This window comes from Streptomyces sp. NPDC044571 (assembly GCF_040647115.1).
Classification (GTDB): Bacteria; Actinomycetota; Actinomycetes; order Streptomycetales; family Streptomycetaceae; genus Streptomyces.
In genome coordinates, this window is the sequence record NZ_JBEZBN010000020.1 from 29,176 (window position 1) to 54,300 (window position 25,125).

The window sequence follows — 25,125 nt, forward strand, 5'->3', positions numbered from 1 at the left end:
CCTACGCGACGCATGTGTCTTGTTGTGGTGCCTGAATGAACGAGACGCAACGTGGCCGTGTCGTAGGGACCTACGACACGGCCACGCCGGGTGCTCGGAGCATGTCAGTGGGCGCCTGTTCCCGTCAGGGACCTGACTTCGAGTTCCGCGTACTTCGCGGGGTCGGCCTTCTCCTTGGACAGGAGCGTTCCGAGCCAGCCGAGGAGGAAACCGAGCGGGATGGAGATGATCCCGGGGTTCTCCAGCGGGAACCAGTAGAAGTCGGCGTCCTTGAACATCGAGGTGGGCTTGCCCGAGACCACCGGGGAGAAGAGCACCAGGACGACCGACGAGACGAGGCCTCCGTAGATCGACCACAGCGCGCCCCGGGTGGTGAAGCGCTTCCAGAAGAGGCTGTAGAGGATCGTCGGCAGGTTGGCGGAGGCGGCGACCGCGAAGGCGAGCGCGACGAGGCCCGCCACGTTGAGGTCGCGGGCCAGGGCGCCGAGGCCGATGGCGACGGCGCCGATCACGACGGTGGACCAGCGGGCCGCGCGTACCTCCTCCTGTTCGGTGGCGTTGCCCTTGCGGATCACGTTCACGTACAGGTCGTGCGCGAAGGACGAGGAGGAGGCGAGGGTGAGCCCGGCGACCACGGCGAGGATCGTGGCGAAGGCCACCGCCGAGATCACGGCGAGCAGGACCGCGCCGCCGGTGGAGCCCGCGCCGCCGCCGAGCTCCTGGGCGACCAGCGGAGCCGCGGTGTTGCCGGCCTTGTTGGACGCGATGATGTCGGTCCGCTTGAGCAGGGCGGCTGCGCCGAAGCCCAGGGCGATGGTCATCAGGTAGAAGGCGCCGATGATCCCGATGGCCCAGTTGACGGACTTCCGGGCGGCCTTCGCCGTGGGCACGGTGTAGAAGCGGATCAGGATGTGCGGCAGGCCGGCGGTGCCCAGAACCAGGGCGATGCCGAGCGAGACGAAGTCCAGCTTCGTCGTCGGGTCCTTGCCGTACTTGAGGCCGGGCTCCAGGAACTTGGCGCCCTGACCGCTGTTCTCGGCGGCCTTGCCGAGCAGATCGGAGACGTTGAAGTGGAACTTCAACAGGACCAGGAAGGTGATCAGCAGGGCGCCCGCGATGAGCAGGACGGCCTTGACCATCTGGACCCAGGTGGTGCCCTTCATGCCGCCGATGGTCACGTAGACGATCATCAGCACGCCGACCAGGGCGACGACGGCGACCTTGCCGCCGTCGCTGGTGATGCCCAGCAGCAGCGAGACGAGGACGCCGGCGCCGGCCATCTGGGCGAGCAGATAGAAGATCGAGACGACGATGGTCGAGACCCCGGCGGCGGTGCGCACCGGCCGCTGGCGCATCCGGAAGGCGAGGACGTCGCCCATGGTGTAGCGGCCGGAGTTGCGCAACGGCTCGGCGACGAGCAGCAGGGCCACCAGCCAGGCCACCAGGAAGCCGATGGAGTACAGGAAGCCGTCGTAGCCGAAGAGCGCGATGGCTCCGGCGATGCCGAGGAAGGATGCGGCGGACATGTAGTCGCCGGAGATGGCCAGGCCGTTCTGGAAGCCGGTGAACTGGCGGCCGCCCGCGTAGAAGTCGGCGGCGTCCTTGGTCTGGCGGCCGGCCCAGACGGTGATGACGAGGGTGGCGACGACGAACACCCCGAAGAGGGTGATGATCAGCCCCCGGTGCTCGCCGGCGCCGCCCGCGGCGGCCGTCGTGACGGGCAGGGCGTGAACGCCGTGCAGGGCGCCGTGCAGCGGGGTGCTCATTCGCCGGCCTCCATCCGCGCCTTGATGGCCGCCGCCCTGGGGTCGAGCTTCTCGGCGGCGTGCCGCGCGTACAGCCAGGCGATCAGGAAGGTCGTGCCGAACTGGGCGAGGCCGAGCACGAACGCGACGTTGATGTTGCCGAACAGCTTGGTCCCCATGAAGCCGCCGGCGTAGTTGGACAGCAGGACGTACAGCAGGTACCAGGCGATGAAGGCCACGGTGAGCGGGAACGCGAAGGAGCGGTGGGCACGGCGCAGTTCGGCGAACTCGGCGCTCTGCTGGACGACGGTGAACTCTTCGGCCGTGGGGCTCGCCGCGGGCGCGCCCGTGCCGCCCGGTGGCGGCGCTGCTTCGGTGGTCACGGGGGGCTCTCCTTGTGACGCGGATGCGGTGGGGACGACGGACAAAACAACCTCCGTGTGGGGGACGGTGGCGCTGATACCCCCTGTCAACGGCACGGCCGGCGCGCCAGGACGGTTCAACGCCCGCGGATTCTTTGAGAACTGATTTCTCGAACTGATGGCGCAAACACGAACGGCGGCACTAGGTTCGCGTGTCATGAACCCGTCGTCCTGCGCGACCCCGCGCGGACGGCTTTTTCGCGGATGATGTGGAGAACCCATGGCTCATCTGGGACCTGGCCGCCGGCGTATTGCCGTACCGGTCGGCCTGGCGCTCACCGCCTCGCTCGCCTTCCTGCCCTCGGTCGCGGCCTCCGCCGCCCCGCTCGGCAACACGGCGGGCGCGGCAGCCGCTGCGAAGCCCGACACCTCAGGCCCCAAGCTGTCGTACGTGGCGAACCTGAACACGTACGCCACGATGAAGGCGGCCACGAAGGCCATCGAGCGGGCCGGCGGAACGGTGGTGACGTCCTATGAGCAGATCGGGGTCGTCGTCGCCCACTCCCAGAACCCGGACTTCGCCAAGCAGCTGCGTGCGCAGCGCGGCCTGTTCGTGTCGGTCGGCGCCACCCGTACGGCCCCCCTGAAGACGGTGCAGACCACCGAGGAGGGCACTACGCAGAAGCTGAGCAGCGCGGACGCCGCCAAGGCGGCCGCGACGGCCGAGGCGGGTCAGGAGCCGCTCGAACCCAACCAGTGGGACCTGCGGGCTATCAAGGCCGACGAGGCACACAAGATCAACGATGGCAGCCCGGACGTCACGGTGGGCGTCATCGACACGGGTGTCGACGACACGCACCCCGACCTTGCCGCCAACTTCTCCAAGGCGCAGTCGGCCAACTGCGTCGGCGGTGTCGCGGACACCACCGAGGGCGCGTGGCGTCCGTACGCCGACGGCAGCGACCACGGCACCCACGTGGCCGGCACCATAGCCGCCGCCCGCAACGGCATCGGCATCAGCGGTGTGGCGCCCGGAGCCAAGGTCGCGGCGATCAAGGTGAGCGAGCCCGGGACCAGCCTCTTCTACACCGAGGCGGTCGTCTGCGGCTTCATGTTCGCCGCCGAGAAGGGGATCGAGGTGACCAACAACAGCTACTACGTCGACCCCTGGTACTTCAACTGCAAGACGGACGACGACCAGAAGGCGCTGGTGGAGGCCCTCGGCCGGGCGAGCAAGTTCGCCGAGCGCAAGGGCGTGCTCAACGTGGCCTCGGCCGGCAACGAGAACTGGGATCTGTCCTCGAACTCGATCACCGACGACACCAGCCCGGACGACGCGACCCCGGTCCCGCGGACCATCGACCCGCACGTCTGCCTCGACCTGCCGACGCAGCTGCCCGGTGTGGTCTCGGTGAGCGCGACCGGCGACAAGGGCTTCAAGTCGTACTACTCCAGCTACGGTCTCGGCGTCGTGGACGTGGCGGCGCCCGGCGGCGACAAGTGGCAGGTCCCGGCCACCCCGGACGCCAACGGCCGCGTGCTGTCCACCCTGCCGGGCGGCGGCTACGGCTACAAGCAGGGCACCTCGATGGCGGGTCCGCACGTCGCGGGCGTCGCGGCCCTGCTCAAGAGCGCTCACCCGACGGCCACGCCGTCGCAGCTCCAGGCCATGCTGAAGGCGCAGGCCACCAAGGCCGCCTGCCCGGAGAAGGTCTACGACGCCACGGGCGCCCTGATCGACGCCACCACCTGCGAGAGCAAGTGGGGCCAGACGGGCTACTACGGTTACGGCGTGGTCGACGCGCTGAAGGCCGTGAAGTAACACCGGTACGCGAAAGGGCCGGACGGGGTCTCCCCGCCCGGCCCTTTCGGCTGTCCGGCCGCTACGGCTTGATGAGCACCTTCAGCGCGCTGCGGTCGTCCATCGCGCGGTAGCCGTCCGGGGTCTCGCCCAGGGACACGGCGCGGTCGAAGACGGGCGCCGGGTCGATCGCCCCGCTCAGCACGTCCTCCAGCAGCTCCGGGATGTAGGCGCGTACCGGGGCCACCCCGCCGCGCAGGGTGATGTTGCGGTCGAACATCACGCCGAGGTCGAGCCCGGTGCCGCTGCCGTGCGGGACGCCGACGTAGCCGATGGCCCCGCCGTCGCGGGTGATGTTCACGGCGGTGCGCATGGACTGCTCGGTGCCGACGGCCTCGATGACCGCGTGGGCGCCCTGGCCGGCGGTGAGCTCGCGGACGGCTGCCTCGGCGGCCTCCCCGCGCTCGGCGACGACGTCGGTCGCCCCGAAGAGCTTGGCGATGTCCGTACGGGCGGCGTGCCGCCCCAGGGCGATGATCCGCTCGGCGCCGAGCCGCTTGGCAGCGAGGACGCCGCACAGGCCGACCGCGCCGTCACCGACGACGGCCACGGTGGAGCCCTTGCGCACCCCGGCGCCGAGGGCCGCGTGGTGGCCGGTGCCCATCACGTCGGAGAGGGCGAGCAGGCCGGTCAGCAGGTGGTCGTCCGAGACGGCCTCGGCCGGGAGCTTCACGAGGGTGCCCTCGGCGTGCGGGACGCGGACCGCCTCGCCCTGGCCGCCGTCGTGGCCCACCGAGCCCCAGAAGCCGCCGTGCACGCAGGAGGTGTAGAGGCCCTCGGAGCAGTAGTCGCAGGTGCCGTCGGACCACATGAAGGGCGCGACGACCAGGTCGCCGGCGCGCAGGCCGGACACCGCGGAGCCGGTCTCCTCGACCACGCCGAGGAACTCGTGGCCGATGCGCTGGCCGGGCTGCCGCTCGGCCTCACCGCGGTAGGCCCACAGGTCGCTGCCGCAGATGCAGGCACGCAGGACGCGGACGACGGCGTCCTCGGGGCGCTGGATCGCAGCGTCGGGCACCTCCTCCACGCGGATGTCGTGCGGAGCGTGGATGACGGTGGCGCGCATGGTGGTGCATCCCTCGTGATCGTCGGTGGTGATGGTTCAGTCCTGTAGGACTGTCCTACCGTACGCCTGCCCGTACCCCTGTGCTGCGGCCACTGCTCCCGTGGCCAGGAGGTACTGGGCTGCCGCATAGGTCGCCATGATCCAGAAGTCGGGCCGGGGCAGCTGGGGCCATTCCGCGACGCCGGTGGCGATGAGGGTGTCGGAGAGCAGGAACAGGGCCCCGCCCAGCCCCGCGCGCAGGCCGAGGGCGCTGGAGCGGTAGGCCATGGCGGTGAGCAGCAGGCTGTAGCAGGCGACGGGGATGCGCAGGCCGGCCGGCAGGTCGCCCCAGAGCAGCCCGACGGTCCCCAGCAGGGCGACGGCGTACGCGCCCCCGAGCGCGGGATGCGTCCTGCGCCTGCCGAAGAGCACGAGGTAGCAGACGTGCCCGGCGGCGAAGGAGCCCATGCCGATCAGGAAGGCGGCGTCGGCGTCGAAGAGCAGCGCCAGGTCCCCGCCCCAGCCGCACAGCAGGGCGGCGACGAGGAGGCGGGGGGCCCGGAGCGTGAGCACGTGGGCGATGAGCAGCGGCATCAGCAGCGGCTTCGCGAGGACGTGCCCGAGGTGCCAGTCCACGAGCAGGGCGCAGAGGTCGGCGGCGGTCGCGGCGGCGAAGGCGCCGAGCAGGATCCGACCGGCGGTCCCGCGGGCGGCGGGCGCGGGGCGCGCCCAGGAGGGCGTACGGGATTCGGCGGCACTCACGCGGCGTGCTCCGGGGCCTTCTTCGCCGCGGGCTGCCCGGCCGGGGCGGCGGGCTGCCAGCCGGGGCCGCGGAACACCCGCCCGGCGCGCTCGCGCCAGCTGCGGGCGGCGCGGAGGTCGCGGGCGATGGCGGCGTATTCGTGGGTCGCGACCCGCAGCGGGTTGTAGGTGTTGATGTTCTTGGTCAGTCCGAAGACGGGCTTCTCGTCCTCCCCCGCCCAGGAGCCGAAGATCCGGTCCCAGATGATCAGGATCCCGCCGAAGTTGCGGTCCAGGTAGCCGCCTTGGGAGGCGTGGTGGACGCGGTGGTGGGAGGGGGTGTTGAAGACGTACTCGACGGGGCGGGGCAGCTTGTCGATGCGCTCGGTGTGGATCCAGAACTGGTACACGAGGTTGACCGAGTAGCAGAAGGCGATGGCGGCCGGGTGCACGCCGAGGGCGATCATCGGCAAGTAGAACGGCCAGGAGGTGGCGCTCGTCCACGGCTGGCGCAGGGCGGTGGTGAGGTTGAACTTCCGGCTGCTGTGGTGGACGACGTGGCAGGCCCACAGGATGCGGATGACGTGGTGCTCGCGGTGCTGCCAGTAGTAGCAGAAGTCCTGCGCGAGCAGCATGAGCGGGATGGTCCACCACAGCACGGGCACCCGCAGCGGGGTCAGCTCGTAGACCGCGGTGTAGATCGCCACGATCGGGATCTTCCAGAGGAAGTCGAAGACCAGGCTGCCCAGTCCCATGCCGATACTGGTGACGGCGTCTTTGGTCTCGTACCCGGCGGCGTCCTCGTCGGGATGGACGCGGTAGCTCACCAACTCGACGACGGTGAGCAGCACGAAGGCAGGTATGGACCACAGCACGACATCGGGCAGGTTCGGCATGCCCGCACCATAGAGGCGGCTTCCGGGGTGCCGCTAGGGGGTGTTACCGATCGGTATCCGTCGGAGTTACCGGCGGTTCGGGGAGGGTGGGAATGACAGGCTTCGAGACGGTTCTCTTACGGGTGGCGAGTACGGCGGCGAGCACGCTCGCCAGGTCCCTGCTGGCCCGCGCCCCGGGTGCGGGCCTGGCGGCGGACCCGGCCGCGGTGGCACCCCGCTGGCGCCGCCCGGCGGACCTCGGCGCACCGGAGATCCGCCGACTGTCCGAAACGCTGGCGGCGCGCCTCGGCAAGGCGACGGCCGGCCTCCCGGAGCACGAGCGCCTGGCGGCGGTGGACGCGGTGGGCGACGCCTTCGCGGGCCTGGGCACCTTGAAGGCGGACGCCCTGTTGGCGGCGGACCTGGACCCGGCCGCCCTGATGGCGCTGCTGCCGGAGCCGGCCGGCGCGGCCCTGAGCGACCCGGCCCGGGCCCTCTACCGGGACCTGGTCCGGCTGTGCTGCACGCACGTGGTGGAGTACCTGACCACCCTGCCGGGCTTCGGGGCCCGGGCCGATGTCGAACTGGTACGGCGCACCGGGGAACTGGCGCGGGCGGTGGACCGGCTCGGCCGTGCCGGGGACGGGGCGGCGTACGCCTTCGAGGAGCGGTACGCGCGCTACGTCGCCGAGACGCACGGCCGCCTCCAGCTGTTCGGGCTGACCACCGGCAGGGCGCGGCAGGAATGGCCGCTGGACCTCGCCTACATCAGCCTCGGCGTGAGCGGCGAGCAGCAGCCGGTGCCGGGCGAACCGGGCGTGCACCAGACCACCGTCAAGGCGGAAACGGCCCTCGGCGCGACGGACCGGGTGCTGCTGCGCGGCCCGGCGGGCTCGGGCAAGAGCACGCTGGTGCAGTGGCTGGCGGTGAACGCGGCCCGGCAGGCCGGGGGTCCGTGGGGCACCCGCGTGCCGTTCGTCCTGCGGCTGCGGGCGTTCACCTCGGCGCAGAGCCTGCCCCTGCCGGAGGAGTTCCTCCGCGCCTCGGGCGTCCCGCTGGCGGCCCCGCCCGGCTGGACCGAGGAACTGATGGCCTCGGGCCGGGCGTTGATCCTGGTGGACGGCGTGGACGAGGTCCCGCAGCGGCTGCGCGCCCGTACCGAGACCTGGCTGCGCTCGCTCGTCACCGCCTTCCCGAAGGCGCGGTACGTGGTGACCACGCGCCCGTCGGCGGTCTCGGAGGACTGGCTCGCGGGCCTGGGCTTCACGCCGCACTCGCTGCTGCCGATGGAGCGGGAGGACATCCGGTCCTTCATCGGCCACTGGCACGCGGCGGCCCGGGCGGAGGCCGACCCCTGCGGGCAGGAGCTCGACGCGTACGAGACCTCGCTGCTGGAGGCGGTGGGCGCGCGGCGGGACCTGGGCCGGCTGGCGACCAACCCGCTGATGTGCGCCCTGCTCTGCGCGCTGAACCGGGACCGGAGGATGCAGCTGCCGCGGGCCCGCAAGGAGCTGTACGACGCGGCGTTGGACATGCTGCTGGTCCGGCGGGACACCGAGCGGGAGATCAGCGGGGTCGAGGGGGTCTACCTCACCCGCGAGGAGCAGATCGCCCTGCTCCAGCGGTTCGCGTACTGGCTGATCCGCAACGGGCAGGTGGAGGCGGGCCGGGACGAAGCCGTCGAGATGGTGGGCGAGTGGCTCGATTCGATGCCGCAGGTGCGTGAGCAGGGCGACGCGGAGCAGGTGTTCTCGCACCTGCTGATCCGCAGCGGGCTGCTGCGCGAGCCGGTGAAGGGCTCGGTGGACTTCGTCCACCGCACCTTCCAGGACTACCTGGGCGCCAAGGCGGCGGTGGAATCCCGGGACTTCGGCGTCCTGGTGAAGAACGCGCAGGACGACACGTGGGACGACGTGGTCCGCATGGCGGTGGGCCACGCCCGCCCCGACGAGCGGACCCGGATCCTGCGGGGCCTGCTGAAGCGCGCGGACAAGGTCAAGACCGCCCGCAGCCGCCTGGTCCTGCTGGCGGCGGCCTGCCTGGAACACGCCGCGGAACTGGACCCGGCCGTCCGCGCCGAGATCCAGAGTCGCACTGCGGAGCTGCTGCCGCCCACCCGGCTCTCCCAGGCCGAGGAACTGGCCAAGGCCGGCGAGCTGGTCCTCGATCTGCTGCCCGGCTCGGACGACTTGTCCGAGGCGGAGGCCGCAGCAGTGGTACGCACCGCTGCCCTCGTGGGCGGACCGCAGGCCTTGGCTGTGCTCACCCGGTTCCGGGCCGACACCCGGCCCATGGTCAGGGCCCAGTTGGCGGGCGGCTGGCAGCACTTCGACCGGATCGCATACGCGGACACGGTCCTGACCGAAGTCGACCTGTCCCACACCTACCTGACCGTGGAGTCTGCCGAGGAACTGTCCTTGCTGGACCGGCTCCCGGCAGTGCGGAACCTGACCCTGAGGGGAGGGCTCGGGATTCCCGACGCGGTGACGCTCATGCACGGGCGGCTCGAAGGACTCGCCCTCCAGCAGGACGAGCTGCTCACCGACCTCTCCCCGCTGGCCCGGTTCGAGCGGCTCAGCTATCTGGGTCTCTACGAATGCCCCCGGGTCGAGGACCTCGGCCCGTTGTCCGGGCTGCCCCTGCAGACCGTGACGCTCACCCGGGTGCGGCCGGGACTCTCCCTGAGCCCCCTGGCCTCGCTGGACCACCTCACCCATCTCACCCTCGACTTCGCAATGGACGTCCGCAACGTCGGGGAGCTGGCGGTGCCCGACTCCCTGCGCTCCTTCGGGCTGTGGGAGAATGCCTCCCTCCTGGACCTGCACGGGCTCGAACGATGGCCGGACCTCAGGGTGCTGACTCTCTCCGGTGAACGGCAGACCGCTCAGCTGGCGGCGCAGCAGTCGGCGCCGGCCCTGAACATCCTGCAGCTGCACACCATGGCGGTCGACCCTTCGCAGCTGGTCCGGCACGAGCAGCTGACCGAGCTCCTCCTGTACAAGTGCAGTCTCGCCTCGGGGCTGGAGCCCCTGCTCGCGCTGCCGCGCCTGACCCGGCTCGCGGTGAGCTTCTCCACCGGGCCCGTCGACCTGTCTCCGCTGGCTGCCAGGGAAGACCTCTTCATCGACGTGTTCGGCCCCAACGCCCTGCTCGGAACCGAACTGTTCCCGCCGGGGCGGCTCGTGTACAAGAACTGAGCCGCTCGGCGGGAGCCGTTCGTCACCAGACCCGGACCGACCCCCCGCGGGCGAAAGCCGGGCTGGTGGCCTCCGGGGGGATCCGGGTCAACGGTTCGGCGATCTCCGAGACCAGCGGGCCGTGCTTCGCCGCCAGCGCGTCCAGCCGGGCCAGGTCGAAGCCGTAGACGCGGGCCGCGTTGCCGCCGACCATCGCCGCCACCTCCTCCCTCGGCAGGCCCGCGTACGCGATGCGCAGGCCTTCGCGGGAGAAGGGGGTGGTGCCCTCGTCGTGGGGGTAGTCGCTGCCCCACATGATCTTGTCGAGGCCGATCCGCTCCCGCAGCGGCACCTCGTGCGGGCGCATGAAGCTCGCCCCCACGAAGCAGTTGTCCCGCCAGACCTCGCTGGGGCCCCGGCCCATGGAGTCGGCGAGGCCGGCCCCGAACTTGGACTCGGCCGTGGCGGAGGCCGCGACCAGGCGGCCGTGGTAGTAGTCCAGCATCTCCAGCACGCCCGGGATCCAGCCGGAGCCCTGCTCCGTCAGCACCAGCTTGAGCCCCGGGTGGCGGTGGAAGACACCGCCGAAGATCAGGTGCCACAGCGCGCGGTGCGAGAACCAGGTGGTCTCCACCATGAAGACGGCCCGGGCCGCCGGTTCGTCGCCGAGCGGCGGCGAGGCCGAGCCGCCGTGGTGGTTGACCGGCACCTCCAGTTCCTCGCACACCGCCCAGACGGGGTCGTACGCGGCCGAGTGGAGCTCGGGGACCGGCGAGCCGGGCGGCACGCCCGGCAGCAGGATCCCGCCGGTCAGGCCCGCCTCCCTCGTGCGGCGGATCTCCCGTACCGCCTCGTCGACGTCGTTCAGCAGGATCTGCGCCACGCCGGCCCGCCGGCCCGGGGCGTCCGCGCAGAAGTCGGCCAGCCAGCGGTTGTGGGCCTGGAGGCCGGCCCACCGCATCGCGTACTCCGCGGCCGTCGGCGGCTGGGCCATCAGGGCGGCCTTGGGGAAGAACGGCGGGATGGTGTTGGGGAAGACGACCTCGGCGACGATGCCGTCCGCCTCCAGCTCCGTCAGCCGGCGCTGCGAGTTCCAGTTGCGGTCCGCCGTGTCCGCGAGGAGGTCCTCGTACGGGTTCACGTACGTGGCGGCCCAGGCGTCGAAATCCTCGTGATGGCGCTTCTCCAGGTAGGGCTTGTAGTCGAGCAGGTCGGCACCCGCGTGGCAGTCCGCCGAGATCACGGTGTAGCGGTCCCCCGTCATGACGAGACCCCCAGGACCGGGAAGTCGTTCTCCGTCAGCCAGTGCCGGCCCACCTCCCGCGAGCGCGCCCAGGAGGCCTCCACCGCCGCCTGGTCCGGGGACTGGCCGAGTTCCGCCGGCGTCGGCCCGATCCGGCGGGCGATCGGGGCGAGCTCGGCCGTGTCGAAGCCGAAGACCTCAGCCGCCGCCAGGCCCAGCATCCGGCGGGTCTCCGCGACCGGGATGTCGTGGAAGGTGGTGCGCAGCCAGGTGCGGGTGTTCGGCCAGGTTCCCTCCGGGTGCGGGAAGTCCGAGCCCCACAGGATGTTGTCGACGCCGATCTCGTAGCGCTGCGCCAGCTCGCGCCGCTTGGTGTTGGTCGCGCAGATGAAGACCTGGCGGTCCAGGTACTCGCTCGGCGGCCGCTTCAGCTCCGCGAACGGCGAGAGCTTCTTGCCGCCGTGCGCGCCCAGGTAGAGCCGGTCCATGAACCACAGCTGGTTCGGCAGCCACCAGCAGCCCGACTCGGCCACGCCGAACCTCAGCCCGGGGTGCCGCTCGAAGACCCCGGACCACAGCAGGAACCACAGGGGGCGGGCCGGCCACCAGGTGACCTCGGAGACGTAGATGCCGAGGTGGTCGCCGTACTCGTGCCGCGGTGCGGCGCCCGAGTGGGTCACGATCGGCATCGCCGTCTCGGCGGCGGCCGCCCAGACCGGGTCGTAGCGCCGGTCGTGGTAGGGCGCCTTGTCCACCCACATGGACGGGATCATCAGCGCGCCCAGGCCGGACTCCTTCGCCCGGTGGATCTCGGCGACGACCTTCGCCGGCTCTCCGGTGACGGGCAGCAGCGCGACCCCGCAGTGGCGCTCGGGGTGCTGTGTGACGAACTCGGCCAGCCAGCGGTTGTGGGCCTGGGCGCCCGCCATGCCGAGTTCGGGGTCCTGGTCGCCGGAGAGCCCGAGGCCCACCCCGAAGGGCGCGGCGGTCTGGCTGTCGACGGCGTCCGCGTCGGGAAAGACGACCTCGGCGGCGACGCCGTCGCCGTCGAGCTCCTTGAGCCGCTGGGCCACGTCCCAGCCGCCCTTGAGGCCTTCCTCGTGGTCGTGGAACCACTTCTCGGCGAACGCCTCGTTGCGGACGCCCAGGCGGGTGGCCTCCTCCCGCCGGGCCTCGCGCTGGCCGAGGAACTCGTCGAACTGCGGATGGAACTTCCGCTCCAGGTACGGGCGGTACTGCTCGGTCGGCAGACCGGCGTGGCAGTCGGAGGAGATGATCAGGTACGGGTCTTCGTACCGGTCTGCGTACGGGTCTTCGTGCGCGTCGTCGGACACGGCTGAGCCCCCTCAGTCGAGGATGAAGCTTTCCAGGTAGGCGGGGTTGGTCCGGTCGAGCATCGACTGCGACCGGGCGCGGATCTGCCGATCGCTGTGCTCGCTCGCCGGGAGCATCCAGAAGCGGTCGGCGCGGATGCCGTCGACGACGTGCTCGGCGACCTCCTCGACCGGGGTGAACCGCACCTCGTGGCCGGCCTTGCGCATGGCGGCCTCGTACTGGTCCAGGGTGCGGTACGGGGTCCTGCGCGGCCGCTGCTTCGCGTACCGCTCGGGCCGGTTGCGGTGGGACTCCCACAGCCCCGTGCGCAGCATGTGCGGTCCGGGGAAGAGGACGGAGGCGCCGACGGGCGCGCGCTCCGCCCTGAGGTGGGCGTACAGGGATTCGGTCATGGTGACGACGGCCGCCTTGGTGACGGCGTACACGGAGGCGGTGGGCAGGGGGGCGATGCCGCCGTCGCCGGAGGAGGTGTTGACGACGTGCCCGGGGCCGCCGCCGGCGATCATGCGGGGGACGAAGGCCTGGATGCCGTGGAAGACGCCCCACACGTTGACGGAGAAGGCCCATTTCCAGTCGTTGGGTTCGTGTTCCCACATCCGGCCCTCGGCGCCGGAGCCGACGCCCGCGTTGTTGCAGAGCACGTGGACGGCTCCGAAGGCCTCGTACGCGGCGTCGGCGAGCGCGGTCACGGAATCGCGGTCGGCGACGTCCACGAGCCGGGCGAGGACCTCGGCGCCCTCCGCGGCCAGGTCGTCGGCGGCCTTGTGCAGGGCGCCCTCCTCCACGTCGGCGAGGACGACCTTGAGGCCCTCGGCGGCGAAGCGGCGGGCCATGGCGAGGCCGATCCCGCCGGCGGCGCCGGTGACGACGGCCACCTGTCCCGGTGCGAGCCGCATCTCACGCACTCCCTTCCGGCGGGCCGTCGAGGATCTGCATCGGGTCGTCGTAGCGCTGGTGGATGTACGGCAGCAGGGCCTGGGCGCTGACCCGCTCGACGACCCGGCCCTGCTGGTCGGTGGTCTTCTCGCCGATGGTGATCTCCACGATCCGGCGTACGGGGAGGTCGGCCACGGGGTCGAACATCGACTCGCGGAGCACCACGTCCCCGGTGATGTGCTCCAGCTTGCGCACCTTCTCGTTGCGCGTGCAGTGCACGAGGACGGGGTCGGCGTCGAAACCCGAACCGTCCACTCCGGGCAGGAACTTGAAGTAGAAGTCGGTCCTGGTGGTGGGCTCGGGCAGCGGCAGCTCGCGGTCCACCGCACCGCGCACCTCAACGAACGCGATCCCGTGCCGGGCGAGGGCGGCGCGTACGACGAGCCCCTCGCGCTCGACGGTGACCTCGCCCAGTTTCTTCGGCTCGCCGAACACCTCGCGGCCGCCGACCAGCGCGCGCTCGTGGGTCATCGGCATGACCAGCGGGTACCAGCCCGCGACCCCGCCGTGCTGTGCGGCGACGGCGACCGAGCCGGCGCCGAGGGGATAGCCGGGGAGGTCGACCTTGCTGATGTTGGCCCGTACGAGGGGCCGCTCGGCGGGCTTCAGCGGCGGCGGCAGGACCGCCGCCACCGGGTCCGGGTCGCTCTCCCACACCGCCACCACACCGGTGGACCAGATGTCGGGGAGCCGGGAACTCTTTTCGCGCGACGCCGCGATCTCGGCCTCGGTGCGCGCTCCGTACCGTACGCGTGCCATCTCTCGCACCACCCTTCGGTCGGTTCTGTAACACAGTTACACCGCGGGCGATGAAGGGTAAAGACCCTCGCACGGACGGAAACTGACGACTCGGCAGATGGGCGGGCCCCGGATCATGGCCAGAACCGCGCTGACCCGTGACGAGGTCCTGGAGGCGGCTGCCTCCCTGGTCAAGCAGCACGGCCCGGCCGCCCTCACCATGCGCAAGCTCGCCGCCGAGCTCGGCACGGCGGTGACCTCCATCTACTGGCACGTCGGCAACCGCGAATCACTCCTGGACGCACTCGTGGAACGGACCGTCGAGCAGATGGGCGCGGTCCGCCCGGCCGGCCGCACCCCGGGCGAGCGCATCCTCTCCGTGGCGCGGATACTGCGCCGCGAGCTGCGCGCGCGCCCGCACCTGATCGCGATGGTCCACGAGCGCGGACTCACCGAGCGGATGTTCCTGCCGGCCCAGCAGGCGCTGGTGCACGAGGTGCACGCGGCGGGACTGCGCGGCACCCGGGCCGCCGACGCGGTGCGCGCGATCCAGTTCCAGATCGTCGGCTTCGTCCTCGTCGAGCGCAACCGCGAGCGCTCCCCCGCCCAGTCCCCCGCCGAGAGCGACCTCTGGGACCCGGCCACCGCCCCCCACGATCCGCCGCTCGCCCGGGCCCTGGCCCGCCCGGCGGATCCGGAACGGCTGTTCCTGCTGTCGACGCGGGCCCTCGTACGCTCCCTGCTGTCCCCGGACGCCCCGGACGCCGATGCGGCAGGCACTGATGCGGCGGGGCGCTGATACACCGTGAGGCGGGGCCACCGCCCCGGGCAGCGGTGTCAGTCGGGGCCGATATCCTCTGTGACCATGCTCGCCGACCGTACAACCGCAGAGACGTCGTGGCCGACCGCGTACCCGGAGGGGTACGCGGTCGTCGACGTGGAGACGACCGGACTCGCTCGCGACGACCGGATCATCTCCGCCGCCGTCTACCGGCTCGACGCGCAGGGCAATGTGGAGGACCACTGGTACACCCTGGTCAACCCGCAGCGGGATCCGGGACCGGTGTGGATCCACGGTCTGACCAGCGACATGCTCCAGGACGCGCCGCTCTTCAAGGACATCGCCGAGGAGTTCTCGGGCCGCCTCGCGGACCGGGTGCTGGTTGCGCACAACGCCATCTTCGACTGGCAGATGATCGCCCGTGAGTACGCGCGGGCCGCCGAGACCGTGCCGGTCCGCCAGCGGCTGTGCACGATCGCCCTGTCGAAGGAGCTGGACCTCCCGCTGCCCAACCACAAGCTGGAGTCCCTCGCCGCCCACTTCGGCGTGGTCCAGCAGCGCGCCCACCACGCGCTCGACGACGCGCGCGTCCTCGCGGAGGCCTTCCGCCCTTCGCTGCACGCGGCCGCGCGGGACGGCGTACGGCTGCCGCTGCTGGAATGCCGGCCGCTGACGGAGTGGTCGGACTCCCCCGTCACCCCGCGGGTCGGCTACCAGGCCTCGTACCGGGGCGGCAGTTGGCGGCCCTCCCGCAAGCGCCCCCCGTGCCCGTACCCGAATCCGGGCCGGTTCGAGGACGGCAAACCCCTCAAACAGGGCATGCGGATCGCCTTTTCGGGGGACACCTCGGTGGACCGGGAGCTGCTGGAGGACCGGGCGGTCGAGGCGGGCCTGCACATCGCATCGAGTGTGTCGCGGCTCACGAGCCTGCTCGTGACGAACGACCCCGACTCGGCGACCTCCAAGACGGTCAAGGCGAAGTCCTTCGGTACCCCGGTGGTGGACGAGGCGGCCTTCACCCAACTGTTGCGGGACGTGGCTGCGGCAGACGGGTGAGCGTCGGGCGACTCGCCCGGCGCCCGCTTCTCCGGCCCGCTCCGCGGTCCCACCCTGTGGCGCATGGCACGTTGTGAGGTCTGCGGAAACGATTACGGAATGTCCTTCGAGGTGCACGCGCAGGGCGCGGTGCACGTCTTCGACTGCTTCTCGTGCGCCATCCACCGCATGGCGCCCATCTGCGAGCACTGCCGGGTGCAGATCATCGGGCAGGGAGTCGAGGTCGAGGGCCAGTGGTTCTGCGGGGCGCACTGCGCCCGCGCGGAAGGGAAGGTGGGCATCGTCGACCGCGTCTGACCCGGCCCCCGCCCCCATCCCGTCCCTCCCTCCCTCCCCGCCGGTCTCCCCCGTCCGGCGCCCCCGTCTCCCGACCCCGGACGGCCACCCGGCCGCCGGGGTCCGCGCGGCTGGAGGTACCGTCGTGGGCGTGTACCGCTTTGTGCTGACCCGGCAGTGGGTGTGCCTCACCCTCCTCGCCCTCGTCCTCATCCCCGTGATGGTCAGGCTGGGGTTCTGGCAGTACCACCGCCATGAGCACCGGGTCGCGCAGAACGAGCTGATCGCCTCGAACCTGACCGCGAAGCCGGTCCCGATGGCCGAGGTCAGCTCCCCCGGCCACGTGGTGCCGAGGTCCGACTACTGGCGCGCCGTCACCGCCACCGGTACGTACGACACCGCGCACGAGGTCGTCGTCCGGATGCGCACCTCCAACGACGACAAGGTCGGCTTCCAGGTCCTCACCCCGCTGGTGCTGGGCGACGGCCGGGTCGTGCTGGTCAACCGCGGCTGGGTGGCGGGCGGCGACGACCCCCGCGCCTACCCGCCGGTGCCGGCCGCGCCCCCGGGCGAGGTGACGGTCACCGGGCGGCTGAAGGCCGACGAAACGAGCGGCGCCAGCGGCATCAAGGACCGCAAGGGCCTGCCGGAGCGCCAAGTGATGCTGATCAACAGCGGGCAGCAGGCGGAGTACCTGGGCAAGCCCGTGCTCGGCGGCTACCTGGAACTCACCGCCCCGGTACCCGCGGACGGGAAGCCCGAGCCGGTCGCCGAGCCCGACCACGACTCGATCGGCCCGCACATGGCGTACGCCGTGCAGTGGTGGCTGTTCGCGTCGGCCGTTCCGCTCGGGTGGCTGGTCCTCGTACGGCGCGAGAAGCGCGACCGCGAGGCGGCGGCCGCCGCCGGCGGATCCCCCGAGCGGGAGCCGGCGACGACGGCGTAGCGTGTCCGCATGGATCTTGGACTGAAGGACCGCGTGTACGTCGTCACCGGAGCCACCCGGGGCCTCGGCTTCGCCTCGGCGCGTGAACTGGCGGCTGACGGCGCGAAGGTGATCGTATCGGGCCGGGACGCGAAGCGCGCGCAGGACGCGGCGGCCGAACTGGGCCCGAACGCGGTGGGCGTGGCCGCGGACAACTCCGACCCTGAAGCGGCGTCCCGGCTCATCGCCACGGCGAAGGAACGCTTCGGCCGCATCGACGGCATCCTCATCAGCGTGGGCGGACCGGCGCCGGGCTGGGCGGCGGACAACACCGACGCACAGTGGACGGCGGCGTTCGAGTCGGTCTTCCTGGGCGCGGTACGACTGGCCCGGGCCGCGGCGGCCGAACTGGGCGAGGGCGGGGTCATCGGCTTCGTCCTGTCGGGCTCGGTCCACGAGCCGATCCCCGGTCTGACCATCTCGAACGGCCTGCGGCCGGGCCTGGCGGGCTTCGCGAAGTCCCTGTCGGTGGAACTGGGGCCGCGCGGGGTCCGGGTGGTCGGGCTGCTGCCCGCCCGCATCGACACGGACCGGGTCCGCGAGCTCGACGCGCTGTCCGGAGACCCGGAGGGGACGCGGGCGGCCAACGAGGCCGGGATCCCGCTGAGGCGCTACGGCACGCCGGAGGAGTTCGGGCGGGCGGCGGCCTTCCTGCTCTCGCCGGCGGCCTCGTACCTGACCGGCATCATGCTCCCCGTCGACGGCGGCACCCGCCACGGCTTCTGACTCCGCCCGCGGCCCTGCCCGGGCGGGATCCCGGGCGCTGCCCCGGGCGGGGTCCCGCCACCGCCCGGGCCACCGGGCGGCGCGGGGCGGCGCCGTGGGTCCCCGACCCCGGCGTCACGTGACCCGGCGGGGGCGGTGGGCCCTGACCTCCAGGCGGGCCTCCGTCGGGAGGGCCGGGAGCGCGGCCGAGGTGCGGGCGTGGGTCAGGACCGGGCCTTCGAGCGCGGCCAGCGCATCGGCCGGCACCGCGTGCGGCTCCAGTTCCACCGCCACCCGCAGCGCCGGCGCCCCCCTCCTCCCCCGCAGCGCGACCCTGCACCGGGCCACCCCCTCCACCGCCCCCACCTCCGCGGCCACCGCCTCCTCCAGCGCCCGCCCCCGCAGCACCGCGAACGCCCCGTCGCCGGTGTCCACCACCAGCGCCGCCAGCCGCGACCGCCGCAGCTGCGCCAGCAGCCACCACAGCGCGAGCAGGACGCACAGGCCGAGCCCGGCGAGCTCCACCCACCACCACCAGCCCTCGGCATGCCAGTGACGCCGCCGGGTCGCCTCCGCCAGCAGCGGCCGGTGCCGCCCGCCCAGCGGCCTCGACGCCGTCAGCACCAGGACCCCCGCGGCCGCCAGCACCGCGCCGACCACCCCGAGCAGGATCCGGTTCACCGTCCCCAGCACGCGCTCACCCCTTTCCCCCGACGGCGGCCCGGCCCACTCGTACCCGCGTCGCCGGCGCACCTTCGCCGGCCCCGGCGAGCCCCAGTTCCGCGATGCCCACGGCGAGGACCTCGTCCAGGTCGGCCCGTACGTCGTCCAGCTCGCGGAAGTGCGAGGCGGCCCGCACCGTGATGCGGGTGCGGCCGACCTTCACCCGCGCCGACCGCACGCCGGACACCTCCATCGCCCGGTCCCGCAGCACCTGCGCGGCCGCCTTGCGCCCGAGCCCGGCCCGCACGTCCGGACCGGACACCCGCATCGGCAGGATCCCGCGCAGCCCCGGGGTCAGGGCCAGCACCATCAGCACCAGCCCGGCCGCCACCAGCACCCCGGCGCCCACCAGCACCTCGGTGTCCGCCGGGGTGTGCCGCGCCAGCCGGCCGACGAGCTCGCGCCGCCAGCGCATCCCCGGGCGGTGGGCGCGTACGGCCGCGAGGTCGTACAGGAACAGCCCCGCGATGCCCAGCACCAGGAGTGCGGTCAGCGCAGCCGGAACGCGCCGGGCGGACCGGAACCGACGGGGCCGGCCACGGGCAGGGCGGGCGCGAGCGGGCCGGGCACCGGCAGGCCGCATCCCCGCGCTCACCGCAGCTTCCGGTCCCGTGCGGCGGCGGAACCCGTCTGCGCCGAGTGCAGGTGCTCGATGTCGATGTCCACCTCGGGCACCGCCATGCCGGCGCACTCCTCGATGCGGAGGACTACGTTGCGGCGCACGGCCGCACACTGGGCGCCCAGGTCCGAGGGGTAGGCGAGCTCCAGGCTCACCCGCACCCGGGCGATGTCGTGGTGCACCGTCACCGTGGCATGCGGCGCGCCCGGTCCCGCCTCGGCGGCCGGTCCGCCGGAAGGCCGCCCGGCCAGCGCCTCGCGCGCCGCCTGGGCCGCGATCTTGGCGACGACCCGGTCGGCGATACGGGTGGCTCCGCGGTCGGCGGGTGGCACCCGGGGCGGAGTCGCCCGCGGCGTGCTGCTCATCGCGGCCTCACCTGCCACGGTCGCGGGGGCGGAAGAAGTCGCCGGGTTCCAGGTCCCCGTCCAGGAACCGGCCGACGACGAAGCCGATGGCGCCGAGCGCCGCCACCAGCAGGAAGGCCCCGAAACCGCCGAAGTACCCGGCGAAGGCCAGGGCCATGCCGGCGAACATGCCGGTGACCGCCATCCTCATGGAGCCCTCCTCTACTGGAGCCGGGTCTCCGGCTCCTCGTCGGGCTCGTCGGGAAGCTTGACGTCGCTGACCGCGATGTTGACCTCGACGACCTCCAGGCCGGTCATCCGCTCGACCGCCGCGATGACGTTGAGCCGGACGGCCCGGGCCACGTCGCGGATCGCGACGCCGTAGTCGACGACGATCTCCAGGTCGAGGGCCGTCTGCACCTCGCCAACCTCTGCCTTCACGCCCCGACTGACGTACGACTTGGCCCCGCCGGGGACGCGGTCGCGGACGGCGCCGAAGGTACGGGACAGTCCGCTGCCGCTGCCCATGGCGTGGACGCCGACCACCTCGCGGGCGGCGAGTCCGGCGATCTTCTCGACGACGCCGTCGGCGATGGTGGTGCGGCCGCGGTCGCCCGCGTCGCGTGCGGCGCCCCCGGATGCGGATTCGGTCATCGCGTGTCCCTTCGCGCGGATGGACTCACTCCGACCACGGTAAGCGCGGGGGCCCGGCCGCGCCCGGGACGACACCGAAGGCGCCGCCGTCCCGTGGTGGTGAGGGGGAGGGCGACGCCCGGTCGGCGGTCGGCAGGGGAAGGGTCAGTCGGACAGGCCCGCGAGATCGCGCAGGCGGCGGGCCTGGGCGGCACGCTCGGCGGCGCGCTGGTCGCCGTAGGGGCGGGACAGCGCGTCCCGGAGCAGGGCCTTCGTCTCGATCACCGCATCGCGCGCCGGGGCGAGCAGGGCGGTGGTGAGGTCCTGGACGGCGGCGTCGAGTTCACCGGCCGGGACCACCAGGTTGGCCAGTCCGACCCGCTCGGCCTCCTCGGCGTGCACGAAGCGGCCGGTGGCACAGATCTCCAGCGCGCGGGCGTAGCCGACGAGGGAGGTCAGCGGCTGCGTGCCCGCCAAGTCGGGCACGAGGCCGAGGCTGGTCTCGCGCATGGCGAACTGCACGTCGTCCGCCACCACGCGGAGGTCGCACGCCAGCGCGAGCTGGAAGCCGGCACCGATCGCATGGCCCTGCACGGCGGCGATGGACACGATGTCGGGCCGCCGCCACCAGGTGAACGCCTCCTGGTACTCGGCGATGGTGGAGTCGAGCAGTTCCTCCGGACCGCGCGCCAGATCGAGGAAGGACGGCTCACCCTCGAAGCCCTCGGGGGTGAACGCCTGCCGGTCGAGCCCGGCGGAGAAGGACTTGCCCTCACCACGCAGCACCACGACCCGGACGGTGCCCGGCAGCGACCTTCCGGCCTCCGTCAACGCCCGCCAGAGCGCGGGGGACTGAGCGTTTCGCTTGGCCGGATTGGTCAGTGTCACCGTCGCGACCGTGTCGTCGACGGTGAGCCGTACGCCGTCCTTGTCGAGCAGAGCCATCTGGTGCCTCCGGTGTGCAGTCGGGCCGCGATCTCGGCCCAAGTGACTGCACAGTAACCACCCGGTCGGCCGGATGGCCGACCGGGGGTCACCGAAGGAACCGCGGTGTGGGCAGGCTAAAGTCGCGCTCCCCGCACCCTGGCCTCGCGGCCGGGAGGCGGGTCAGGCCGTAGCCGCCTTCTTGCCGCGCGTCGCACCACCGCGACCACGCAGCACGACTCCGGACTCGCTGAGCATCCGGTGGACGAATCCGTAGGACCGGCCCGTTTCCTCGGCCAGCGCCCGGATACTCGCACCGGAGTCGTACTTCTTCTTCAGGTCTGCCGCGAGCTTGTCGCGCGCGGCGCCGGTTACCCGGCTGCCCTTCTTCAGAGTCTCGGCCACCCGTGCCTCCTCATGGGAAGTGCGCTCTGGACTTCTCATGATCACCCCTCCCCGGCTTCCTGGCCACCCATTCAGCAAGGTCGGTACGACGGCATTTCCCGAGGAGTGGACACCCGAGCAGAACGGAATCTTTTCTTCCGCTGCATGACGTCCGTCACACTTCCTCACGCCCACGGGAAACCACCAGGTCAGGGCGGGCGGCGGGGGAAAGCGACGGCCCCGGTGGCGCGCCCGGGCAGGCGCGGCCGGGGCCGTCGTACAGCGCGCAGCGGTACGAGACCGTCTCACTCAGATGATGGATCACGCCTGAGCCGAATGATCCATAAGGAACTGGATCAACCCGATCGGCGCGCGCGGGGACCTCAGGCGAGAGCGACGAGGTCCCGGTAGTCCGGGCCCCACAGGTCCTCGACGCCGTCCGGGAGCAGGATGATCCGCTCCGGCTCCAGCGCCTCGACCGCGCCCTCGTCGTGCGTGACGAGGATGACGGCGCCCTTGTAGGTGCGCAGCGCGCCCAGGATCTCCTCGCGGCTGGCCGGGTCGAGGTTGTTGGTGGGCTCGTCCAGGAGCAGCACGTTCGCGGAGGAGACGACCAGCGTGGCCAGGGCCAGGCGGGTCTTCTCGCCACCGGAGAGGACCCCGGCCGGCTTGTCGACGTCGTCGCCGGAGAACAGGAACGAGCCGAGCGTCTTGCGCACGCTGACCAGGTCGAGGTCCGGGGCGGAGGAGCGCATGTTCTCCAGGACGCTGCGCTCGGGGTCGAGGGTCTCGTGCTCCTGGGCGTAGTAGCCGAGCTTGAGGCCGTGGCCGGGGATCACAGTGCCGGTGTCGGGCTTCTCGGTGCCGGACAGCAGGCGCAGCAGGGTGGTCTTGCCGGCGCCGTTGAGGCCGAGGATGACCACGCGGGAGCCCTTGTCGATGGCCAGGTCGACGTCGGTGAAGATCTCCAGGGAGCCGTACGACTTCGAGAGGCCCTCGGCGGTCAGCGGGGTCTTGCCGCAGGGCGCCGGGTCGGGGAAGCGCAGCTTGGCGACCTTGTCGGAGACGCGGACGGCCTCCAGGCCCGACAGCAGGCGGTCGGCGCGCTTGGCCATGTTCTGCGCGGCGACGGTCTTGGTCGCCTTGGCACGCATCTTGTCGGCCTGGGCGTTCAGGGCCGCGGCCTTCTTCTCGGCGTTCTGGCGCTCGCGCTTGCGGCGCTTCTCGTCGGCTTCGCGCTGCTGCTGGTAGAGCTTCCAGCCCATGTTGTAGACGTCGATCTGGGACCGGTTGGCGTCCAGGTAGAAGACCTTGTTCACGACGGTCTCCACCAGGTCGACGTCGTGGGAGATCACGATGAAGCCGCCGCGGTAGTTCTTCAGGTAGTCCCGCAGCCACACGATCGAGTCGGCGTCGAGGTGGTTGGTGGGCTCGTCGAGGAGCAGGGTGTCGGCGTCCGAGAAGAGGATCCGGGCGAGCTCGACACGGCGGCGCTGACCGCCGGAGAGCGTGTGCAGCGGCTGGCCGAGCACCCGGTCGGGCAGGCCGAGGGCCGCCGAGATGGTGGCGGCCTCCGACTCGGCGGCGTAGCCGCCCTTGGTCAGGAACTCGGTCTCCTGGCGCTCGTACTGGCGCAGGGCCTTGTCGCGCGTGGCGCCGGAGCCGGTGGCGATGCGCTCCTCGTTCATCCGCATCTTGCGCAGCAGGACGTCCAGGCCGCGGGCGGAGAGGATCCGGTCGCGGGCGAGCACGTCGAGGTCGCCGGTACGGGGGTCCTGCGGCAGGTAGCCGACCTCGCCCGAACGGGTGATGGTGCCGGCGGCGGGCTGTCCCTCGCCCGCGAGGCACTTGGTGAGGGTGGTCTTGCCCGCTCCGTTGCGGCCGACCAGGCCGATGCGGTCGCCCTTGGCGACGCGGAAGGAGGCGGACTCGATGAGGACGCGGGCGCCGGCGCGCAGCTCGATGCCGGTGGCGGTGATCACGGAAATACTCCAGGGCGGTGGGGACGGCGGAAGGGGGGCAGGGCGCGAGCTTCGACGCCGCTAATCCGCGAGGAGATTTGCCATGCGATTCATTCTACCGGGGGTGCGCAACTACTTTCCGGGCACGCGGACCGGGGGTGGACGCGCCCGCGTCCGCCCGCACGGTCCGGCCCGCGGGCCGGGGCGCATATCGGCCCAGAGGGGGCGATACTCGCCGCAGAGGCGGCCGTGAGCGGGCCACGTGCAGAGCATGCGCAAGCGAGGGCGGTGCGGGATGCAGTTCGACGACGACGCCAATCTGGACACGTCCGAGGTCAGCGACCAGCGCGGCAGCCGCATCCCCGGCGGGCGGGCGACGATCGGCGGCGGCATCGCGGGGCTGATCGCGCTGATCCTCGGCATCATCTTCGGCGTGAGCCCGGACCAGCTGGGGCTGTCCTCCGGGAACCCGGAACCGCAGGCCACCTCCTCGGGCCTCAGCGAGGTGCAGCAGTCCTGCCGGAAGGGGCGGGACGCGAACGCGCGGGAGGACTGCCGGCTGGTGGCGGTCGTCAACAGCACGCAGGACTTCTGGCGCCAGGAGTTCGCCCGCCGCGGCGGGACGTACACGCCGGCCTCCACGGTCTTCTTCACCGGCCGGGTGAACACCGCCTGCGGCGCGGCCACCTCGGCGGTCGGCCCCTTCTACTGCCCCTCCGACCGGAAGGTCTACCTGGACCTGGGGTTCTTCGAGCAGCTGCGGACGCAGTTCGGCGCGAACGGCGGCCCCTTCGCCCAGGCGTACGTCGTCGCGCACGAGTACGGGCACCACGTCCAGAACCTGACCGGCACCCTGCGCAGGGCCCAGGACGGGCAGCAGGGGGCGAACAGCAACGCGGTCAAGGTCGAGCTCCAGGCCGACTGCCATGCCGGGGTGTGGGCGCACAACGCGACGCGGACCCCGGACGAGTCCACGGGCAGGCCGCTGATCACCACGCTCACCGACCAGGACATCCGGGACGGCCTGGACGCGGCCGCCGCGGTGGGCGACGACCGGATCCAGGAGAAGTTCCAGGGCCGGGTGAACCCGGAGTCCTGGACGCACGGATCGGCCGCGCAGCGCCAGCAGTGGTTCTACCAGGGGTACCGCACGGGCGACATGGCCCAGTGCAACACCTTCCGCTGACGACCCTCCCTCGGGTCCTCGGCGGCGCCTGCCATGCTGTGGCCTGGATCACATTCGCGAGCACGAGAGGGAGTGACCGTCATGGCAGGCGTTCCGTCCATCTTTCCGACACTGCTCTACCGCGACGCCAAGTCCGCGATCCAGCAGCTGACGGAGGCGTTCGGATTCACCCAGGTCGCCGTCTACGAGGGAGAGGGCGGCGCCGTGATGCACGCCGAGCTCTCGTACGGGAACGGCGCCGTCATGCTCGGCAGCAAGGGCCGCGGCGGCATGTTCGACAAGGCCATGGAGAGCGCCGGGCCGGCCGGGGTCTACGTGGTGGTCGACGACGTGGACGCGCACCACCGCCGGGCCGCCGAGCACGGGGTGGAGATCCTCATGGAGCCGACCGACCAGGACTACGGGTCGCGGGACTACATGGCCCGCGACGCCGAGGGCAACATCTGGAGCTTCGGCACCTACGCGCCGCAGGTCTGACCCGCCCCGGCGGG

Annotated in this window: 25 protein-coding genes and 1 pseudogene; 9 read left to right on the plus strand and 17 right to left on the minus strand. The window is 72.1% G+C overall.

Annotated elements, in window-relative coordinates; translation table 11 throughout:
- Window positions 1-104: 104 nt before the first annotated feature.
- Window positions 105-1,766 carry a cation acetate symporter gene (locus tag AB0B01_RS13285; RefSeq protein ID WP_361716912.1) on the minus strand — a complete coding sequence of 554 codons (1,662 nt, stop codon included), beginning with the start codon at window positions 1,764-1,766 and terminating at the stop codon, window positions 105-107.
- The gene (locus tag AB0B01_RS13290; RefSeq protein WP_361716915.1) at window positions 1,763-2,128 is read right to left on the minus strand and encodes a DUF485 domain-containing protein; all 366 of its coding nucleotides are present in this window, start codon (window positions 2,126-2,128) and stop codon (window positions 1,763-1,765) included. The genes AB0B01_RS13285 and AB0B01_RS13290 overlap by 4 nt, the downstream gene beginning before the upstream one ends.
- Window positions 2,129-2,387: 259 nt before the next feature.
- On the opposite strand from AB0B01_RS13290, the gene AB0B01_RS13295 reads away from it, so the two are divergent.
- Window positions 2,388-3,929: a S8 family serine peptidase gene (locus AB0B01_RS13295; RefSeq protein ID WP_361716917.1), complete on the plus strand. Its 1,542-nt coding sequence runs from the start codon at window positions 2,388-2,390 to the stop codon at window positions 3,927-3,929.
- Window positions 3,930-3,990: 61 nt separating this feature from the next.
- Here the strand turns inward: AB0B01_RS13295 and AB0B01_RS13300 are convergent, their stop codons facing one another.
- The 3 genes from AB0B01_RS13300 to AB0B01_RS13310 are packed head-to-tail and all read right to left on the minus strand — an operon-like array spanning window position 3,991 to window position 6,650.
- On the minus strand, window positions 3,991-5,034 hold the full coding sequence (locus tag AB0B01_RS13300; RefSeq protein WP_361716920.1) for a zinc-dependent alcohol dehydrogenase family protein: 1,044 nt from the start codon (window positions 5,032-5,034) through the stop codon (window positions 3,991-3,993).
- A gap of 36 nt (window positions 5,035-5,070) precedes the next feature.
- A complete protein-coding gene (locus AB0B01_RS13305) occupies window positions 5,071-5,775 on the minus strand; it encodes a lysoplasmalogenase (protein ID WP_361716923.1) in 705 nt (234 codons plus the stop codon).
- Window positions 5,772-6,650, minus strand: a complete 879-nt coding sequence (locus AB0B01_RS13310) for a sterol desaturase family protein (protein WP_361716926.1) — start codon at window positions 6,648-6,650, stop codon at window positions 5,772-5,774. Before AB0B01_RS13310 ends, AB0B01_RS13305 begins: the two co-directional genes overlap by 4 nt.
- A gap of 92 nt (window positions 6,651-6,742) precedes the next feature.
- Between AB0B01_RS13310 and AB0B01_RS13315 the strand changes: the two genes are divergently transcribed.
- Window positions 6,743-9,826 (plus strand): NACHT domain-containing protein, encoded by a 3,084-nt coding sequence (locus AB0B01_RS13315; RefSeq protein ID WP_361716929.1) that lies wholly within the window; start codon window positions 6,743-6,745, stop codon window positions 9,824-9,826.
- 22 nt (window positions 9,827-9,848) lie between these two features.
- Here AB0B01_RS13315 and AB0B01_RS13320 read toward each other — a convergent pair whose 3' ends face one another.
- From AB0B01_RS13320 to AB0B01_RS13335, 4 genes are read right to left on the minus strand one after another with little or no spacing between them, the layout of a single operon-like run.
- Window positions 9,849-11,069: an amidohydrolase family protein gene (locus AB0B01_RS13320; protein ID WP_361716932.1), complete on the minus strand. Its 1,221-nt coding sequence runs from the start codon at window positions 11,067-11,069 to the stop codon at window positions 9,849-9,851.
- Window positions 11,066-12,382, minus strand: a complete 1,317-nt coding sequence (locus AB0B01_RS13325) for an amidohydrolase family protein (protein ID WP_361716935.1) — start codon at window positions 12,380-12,382, stop codon at window positions 11,066-11,068. Before AB0B01_RS13325 ends, AB0B01_RS13320 begins: the two co-directional genes overlap by 4 nt.
- A 12-nt stretch (window positions 12,383-12,394) precedes the next feature.
- Window positions 12,395-13,279 carry an SDR family NAD(P)-dependent oxidoreductase gene (locus tag AB0B01_RS13330; protein WP_361716938.1) on the minus strand — a complete coding sequence of 295 codons (885 nt, stop codon included), beginning with the start codon at window positions 13,277-13,279 and terminating at the stop codon, window positions 12,395-12,397.
- A 1-nt stretch (window position 13,280) separates the two neighbouring features.
- A complete protein-coding gene (locus tag AB0B01_RS13335; protein ID WP_361716941.1) occupies window positions 13,281-14,078 on the minus strand; it encodes an acetoacetate decarboxylase family protein in 798 nt (265 codons plus the stop codon).
- Window positions 14,079-14,193: 115 nt separating this feature from the next.
- On the opposite strand from AB0B01_RS13335, the gene AB0B01_RS13340 reads away from it, so the two are divergent.
- The 5 genes from AB0B01_RS13340 to AB0B01_RS13360 all read left to right on the plus strand — a co-directional run bounded on the left by AB0B01_RS13340 (window position 14,194) and on the right by AB0B01_RS13360 (window position 17,881).
- Window positions 14,194-14,856: a TetR family transcriptional regulator gene (locus AB0B01_RS13340; RefSeq protein WP_361716944.1), complete on the plus strand. Its 663-nt coding sequence runs from the start codon at window positions 14,194-14,196 to the stop codon at window positions 14,854-14,856.
- Window positions 14,857-14,922: 66 nt separating this feature from the next.
- Window positions 14,923-15,894 carry a DEDDh family exonuclease gene (locus tag AB0B01_RS13345; protein ID WP_361716947.1) on the plus strand — a complete coding sequence of 324 codons (972 nt, stop codon included), beginning with the start codon at window positions 14,923-14,925 and terminating at the stop codon, window positions 15,892-15,894.
- A gap of 63 nt (window positions 15,895-15,957) precedes the next feature.
- Window positions 15,958-16,191, plus strand: coding sequence for a hypothetical protein (locus tag AB0B01_RS13350; RefSeq protein WP_150210515.1), 234 nt, complete (start codon window positions 15,958-15,960; stop codon window positions 16,189-16,191).
- Window positions 16,192-16,321: 130 nt separating this feature from the next.
- Entirely contained in the window at window positions 16,322-17,116 is a 795-nt protein-coding gene (locus AB0B01_RS13355) for an SURF1 family protein (protein WP_361716955.1), read from the plus strand.
- A gap of 9 nt (window positions 17,117-17,125) precedes the next feature.
- Window positions 17,126-17,881 carry an SDR family oxidoreductase gene (locus tag AB0B01_RS13360; RefSeq protein ID WP_361716958.1) on the plus strand — a complete coding sequence of 252 codons (756 nt, stop codon included), beginning with the start codon at window positions 17,126-17,128 and terminating at the stop codon, window positions 17,879-17,881.
- Between the two features lie 114 nt (window positions 17,882-17,995).
- Here AB0B01_RS13360 and amaP read toward each other — a convergent pair whose 3' ends face one another.
- From amaP to AB0B01_RS13400, 8 genes and pseudogenes are all read right to left on the minus strand, one after another.
- Window positions 17,996-18,553, minus strand: coding sequence for an alkaline shock response membrane anchor protein AmaP (gene amaP / locus AB0B01_RS13365; protein WP_361716961.1), 558 nt, complete (start codon window positions 18,551-18,553; stop codon window positions 17,996-17,998).
- Window positions 18,554-18,557: 4 nt separating this feature from the next.
- A pseudogene (locus AB0B01_RS13370) lies at window positions 18,558-19,109 on the minus strand (DUF6286 domain-containing protein); the annotation flags it as partial.
- A gap of 65 nt (window positions 19,110-19,174) precedes the next feature.
- Entirely contained in the window at window positions 19,175-19,567 is a 393-nt protein-coding gene (locus AB0B01_RS13375) for a hypothetical protein (protein ID WP_361716964.1), read from the minus strand.
- A 7-nt stretch (window positions 19,568-19,574) separates the two neighbouring features.
- The gene (locus AB0B01_RS13380) at window positions 19,575-19,757 is read right to left on the minus strand and encodes a hypothetical protein (RefSeq protein ID WP_361716967.1); all 183 of its coding nucleotides are present in this window, start codon (window positions 19,755-19,757) and stop codon (window positions 19,575-19,577) included.
- 11 nt (window positions 19,758-19,768) lie between these two features.
- Entirely contained in the window at window positions 19,769-20,200 is a 432-nt protein-coding gene (locus AB0B01_RS13385) for an Asp23/Gls24 family envelope stress response protein (protein ID WP_361716970.1), read from the minus strand.
- 144 nt (window positions 20,201-20,344) lie between these two features.
- Window positions 20,345-21,124 (minus strand): enoyl-CoA hydratase/isomerase family protein, encoded by a 780-nt coding sequence (locus AB0B01_RS13390; RefSeq protein ID WP_361716973.1) that lies wholly within the window; start codon window positions 21,122-21,124, stop codon window positions 20,345-20,347.
- Between the two features lie 162 nt (window positions 21,125-21,286).
- A complete protein-coding gene (locus AB0B01_RS13395) occupies window positions 21,287-21,508 on the minus strand; it encodes a helix-turn-helix domain-containing protein (protein WP_054222696.1) in 222 nt (73 codons plus the stop codon).
- Between the two features lie 362 nt (window positions 21,509-21,870).
- A complete protein-coding gene (locus AB0B01_RS13400; RefSeq protein ID WP_361716977.1) occupies window positions 21,871-23,469 on the minus strand; it encodes an ABC-F family ATP-binding cassette domain-containing protein in 1,599 nt (532 codons plus the stop codon).
- Window positions 23,470-23,743: 274 nt separating this feature from the next.
- Between AB0B01_RS13400 and AB0B01_RS13405 the strand changes: the two genes are divergently transcribed.
- Together AB0B01_RS13405 and AB0B01_RS13410 are read left to right on the plus strand one after the other, a co-directional pair.
- The gene (locus AB0B01_RS13405) at window positions 23,744-24,634 is read left to right on the plus strand and encodes a neutral zinc metallopeptidase (protein ID WP_361716980.1); all 891 of its coding nucleotides are present in this window, start codon (window positions 23,744-23,746) and stop codon (window positions 24,632-24,634) included.
- A gap of 81 nt (window positions 24,635-24,715) precedes the next feature.
- The gene (locus AB0B01_RS13410; protein WP_361716983.1) at window positions 24,716-25,111 is read left to right on the plus strand and encodes a VOC family protein; all 396 of its coding nucleotides are present in this window, start codon (window positions 24,716-24,718) and stop codon (window positions 25,109-25,111) included.
- Window positions 25,112-25,125: the final 14 nt, after the last annotated feature.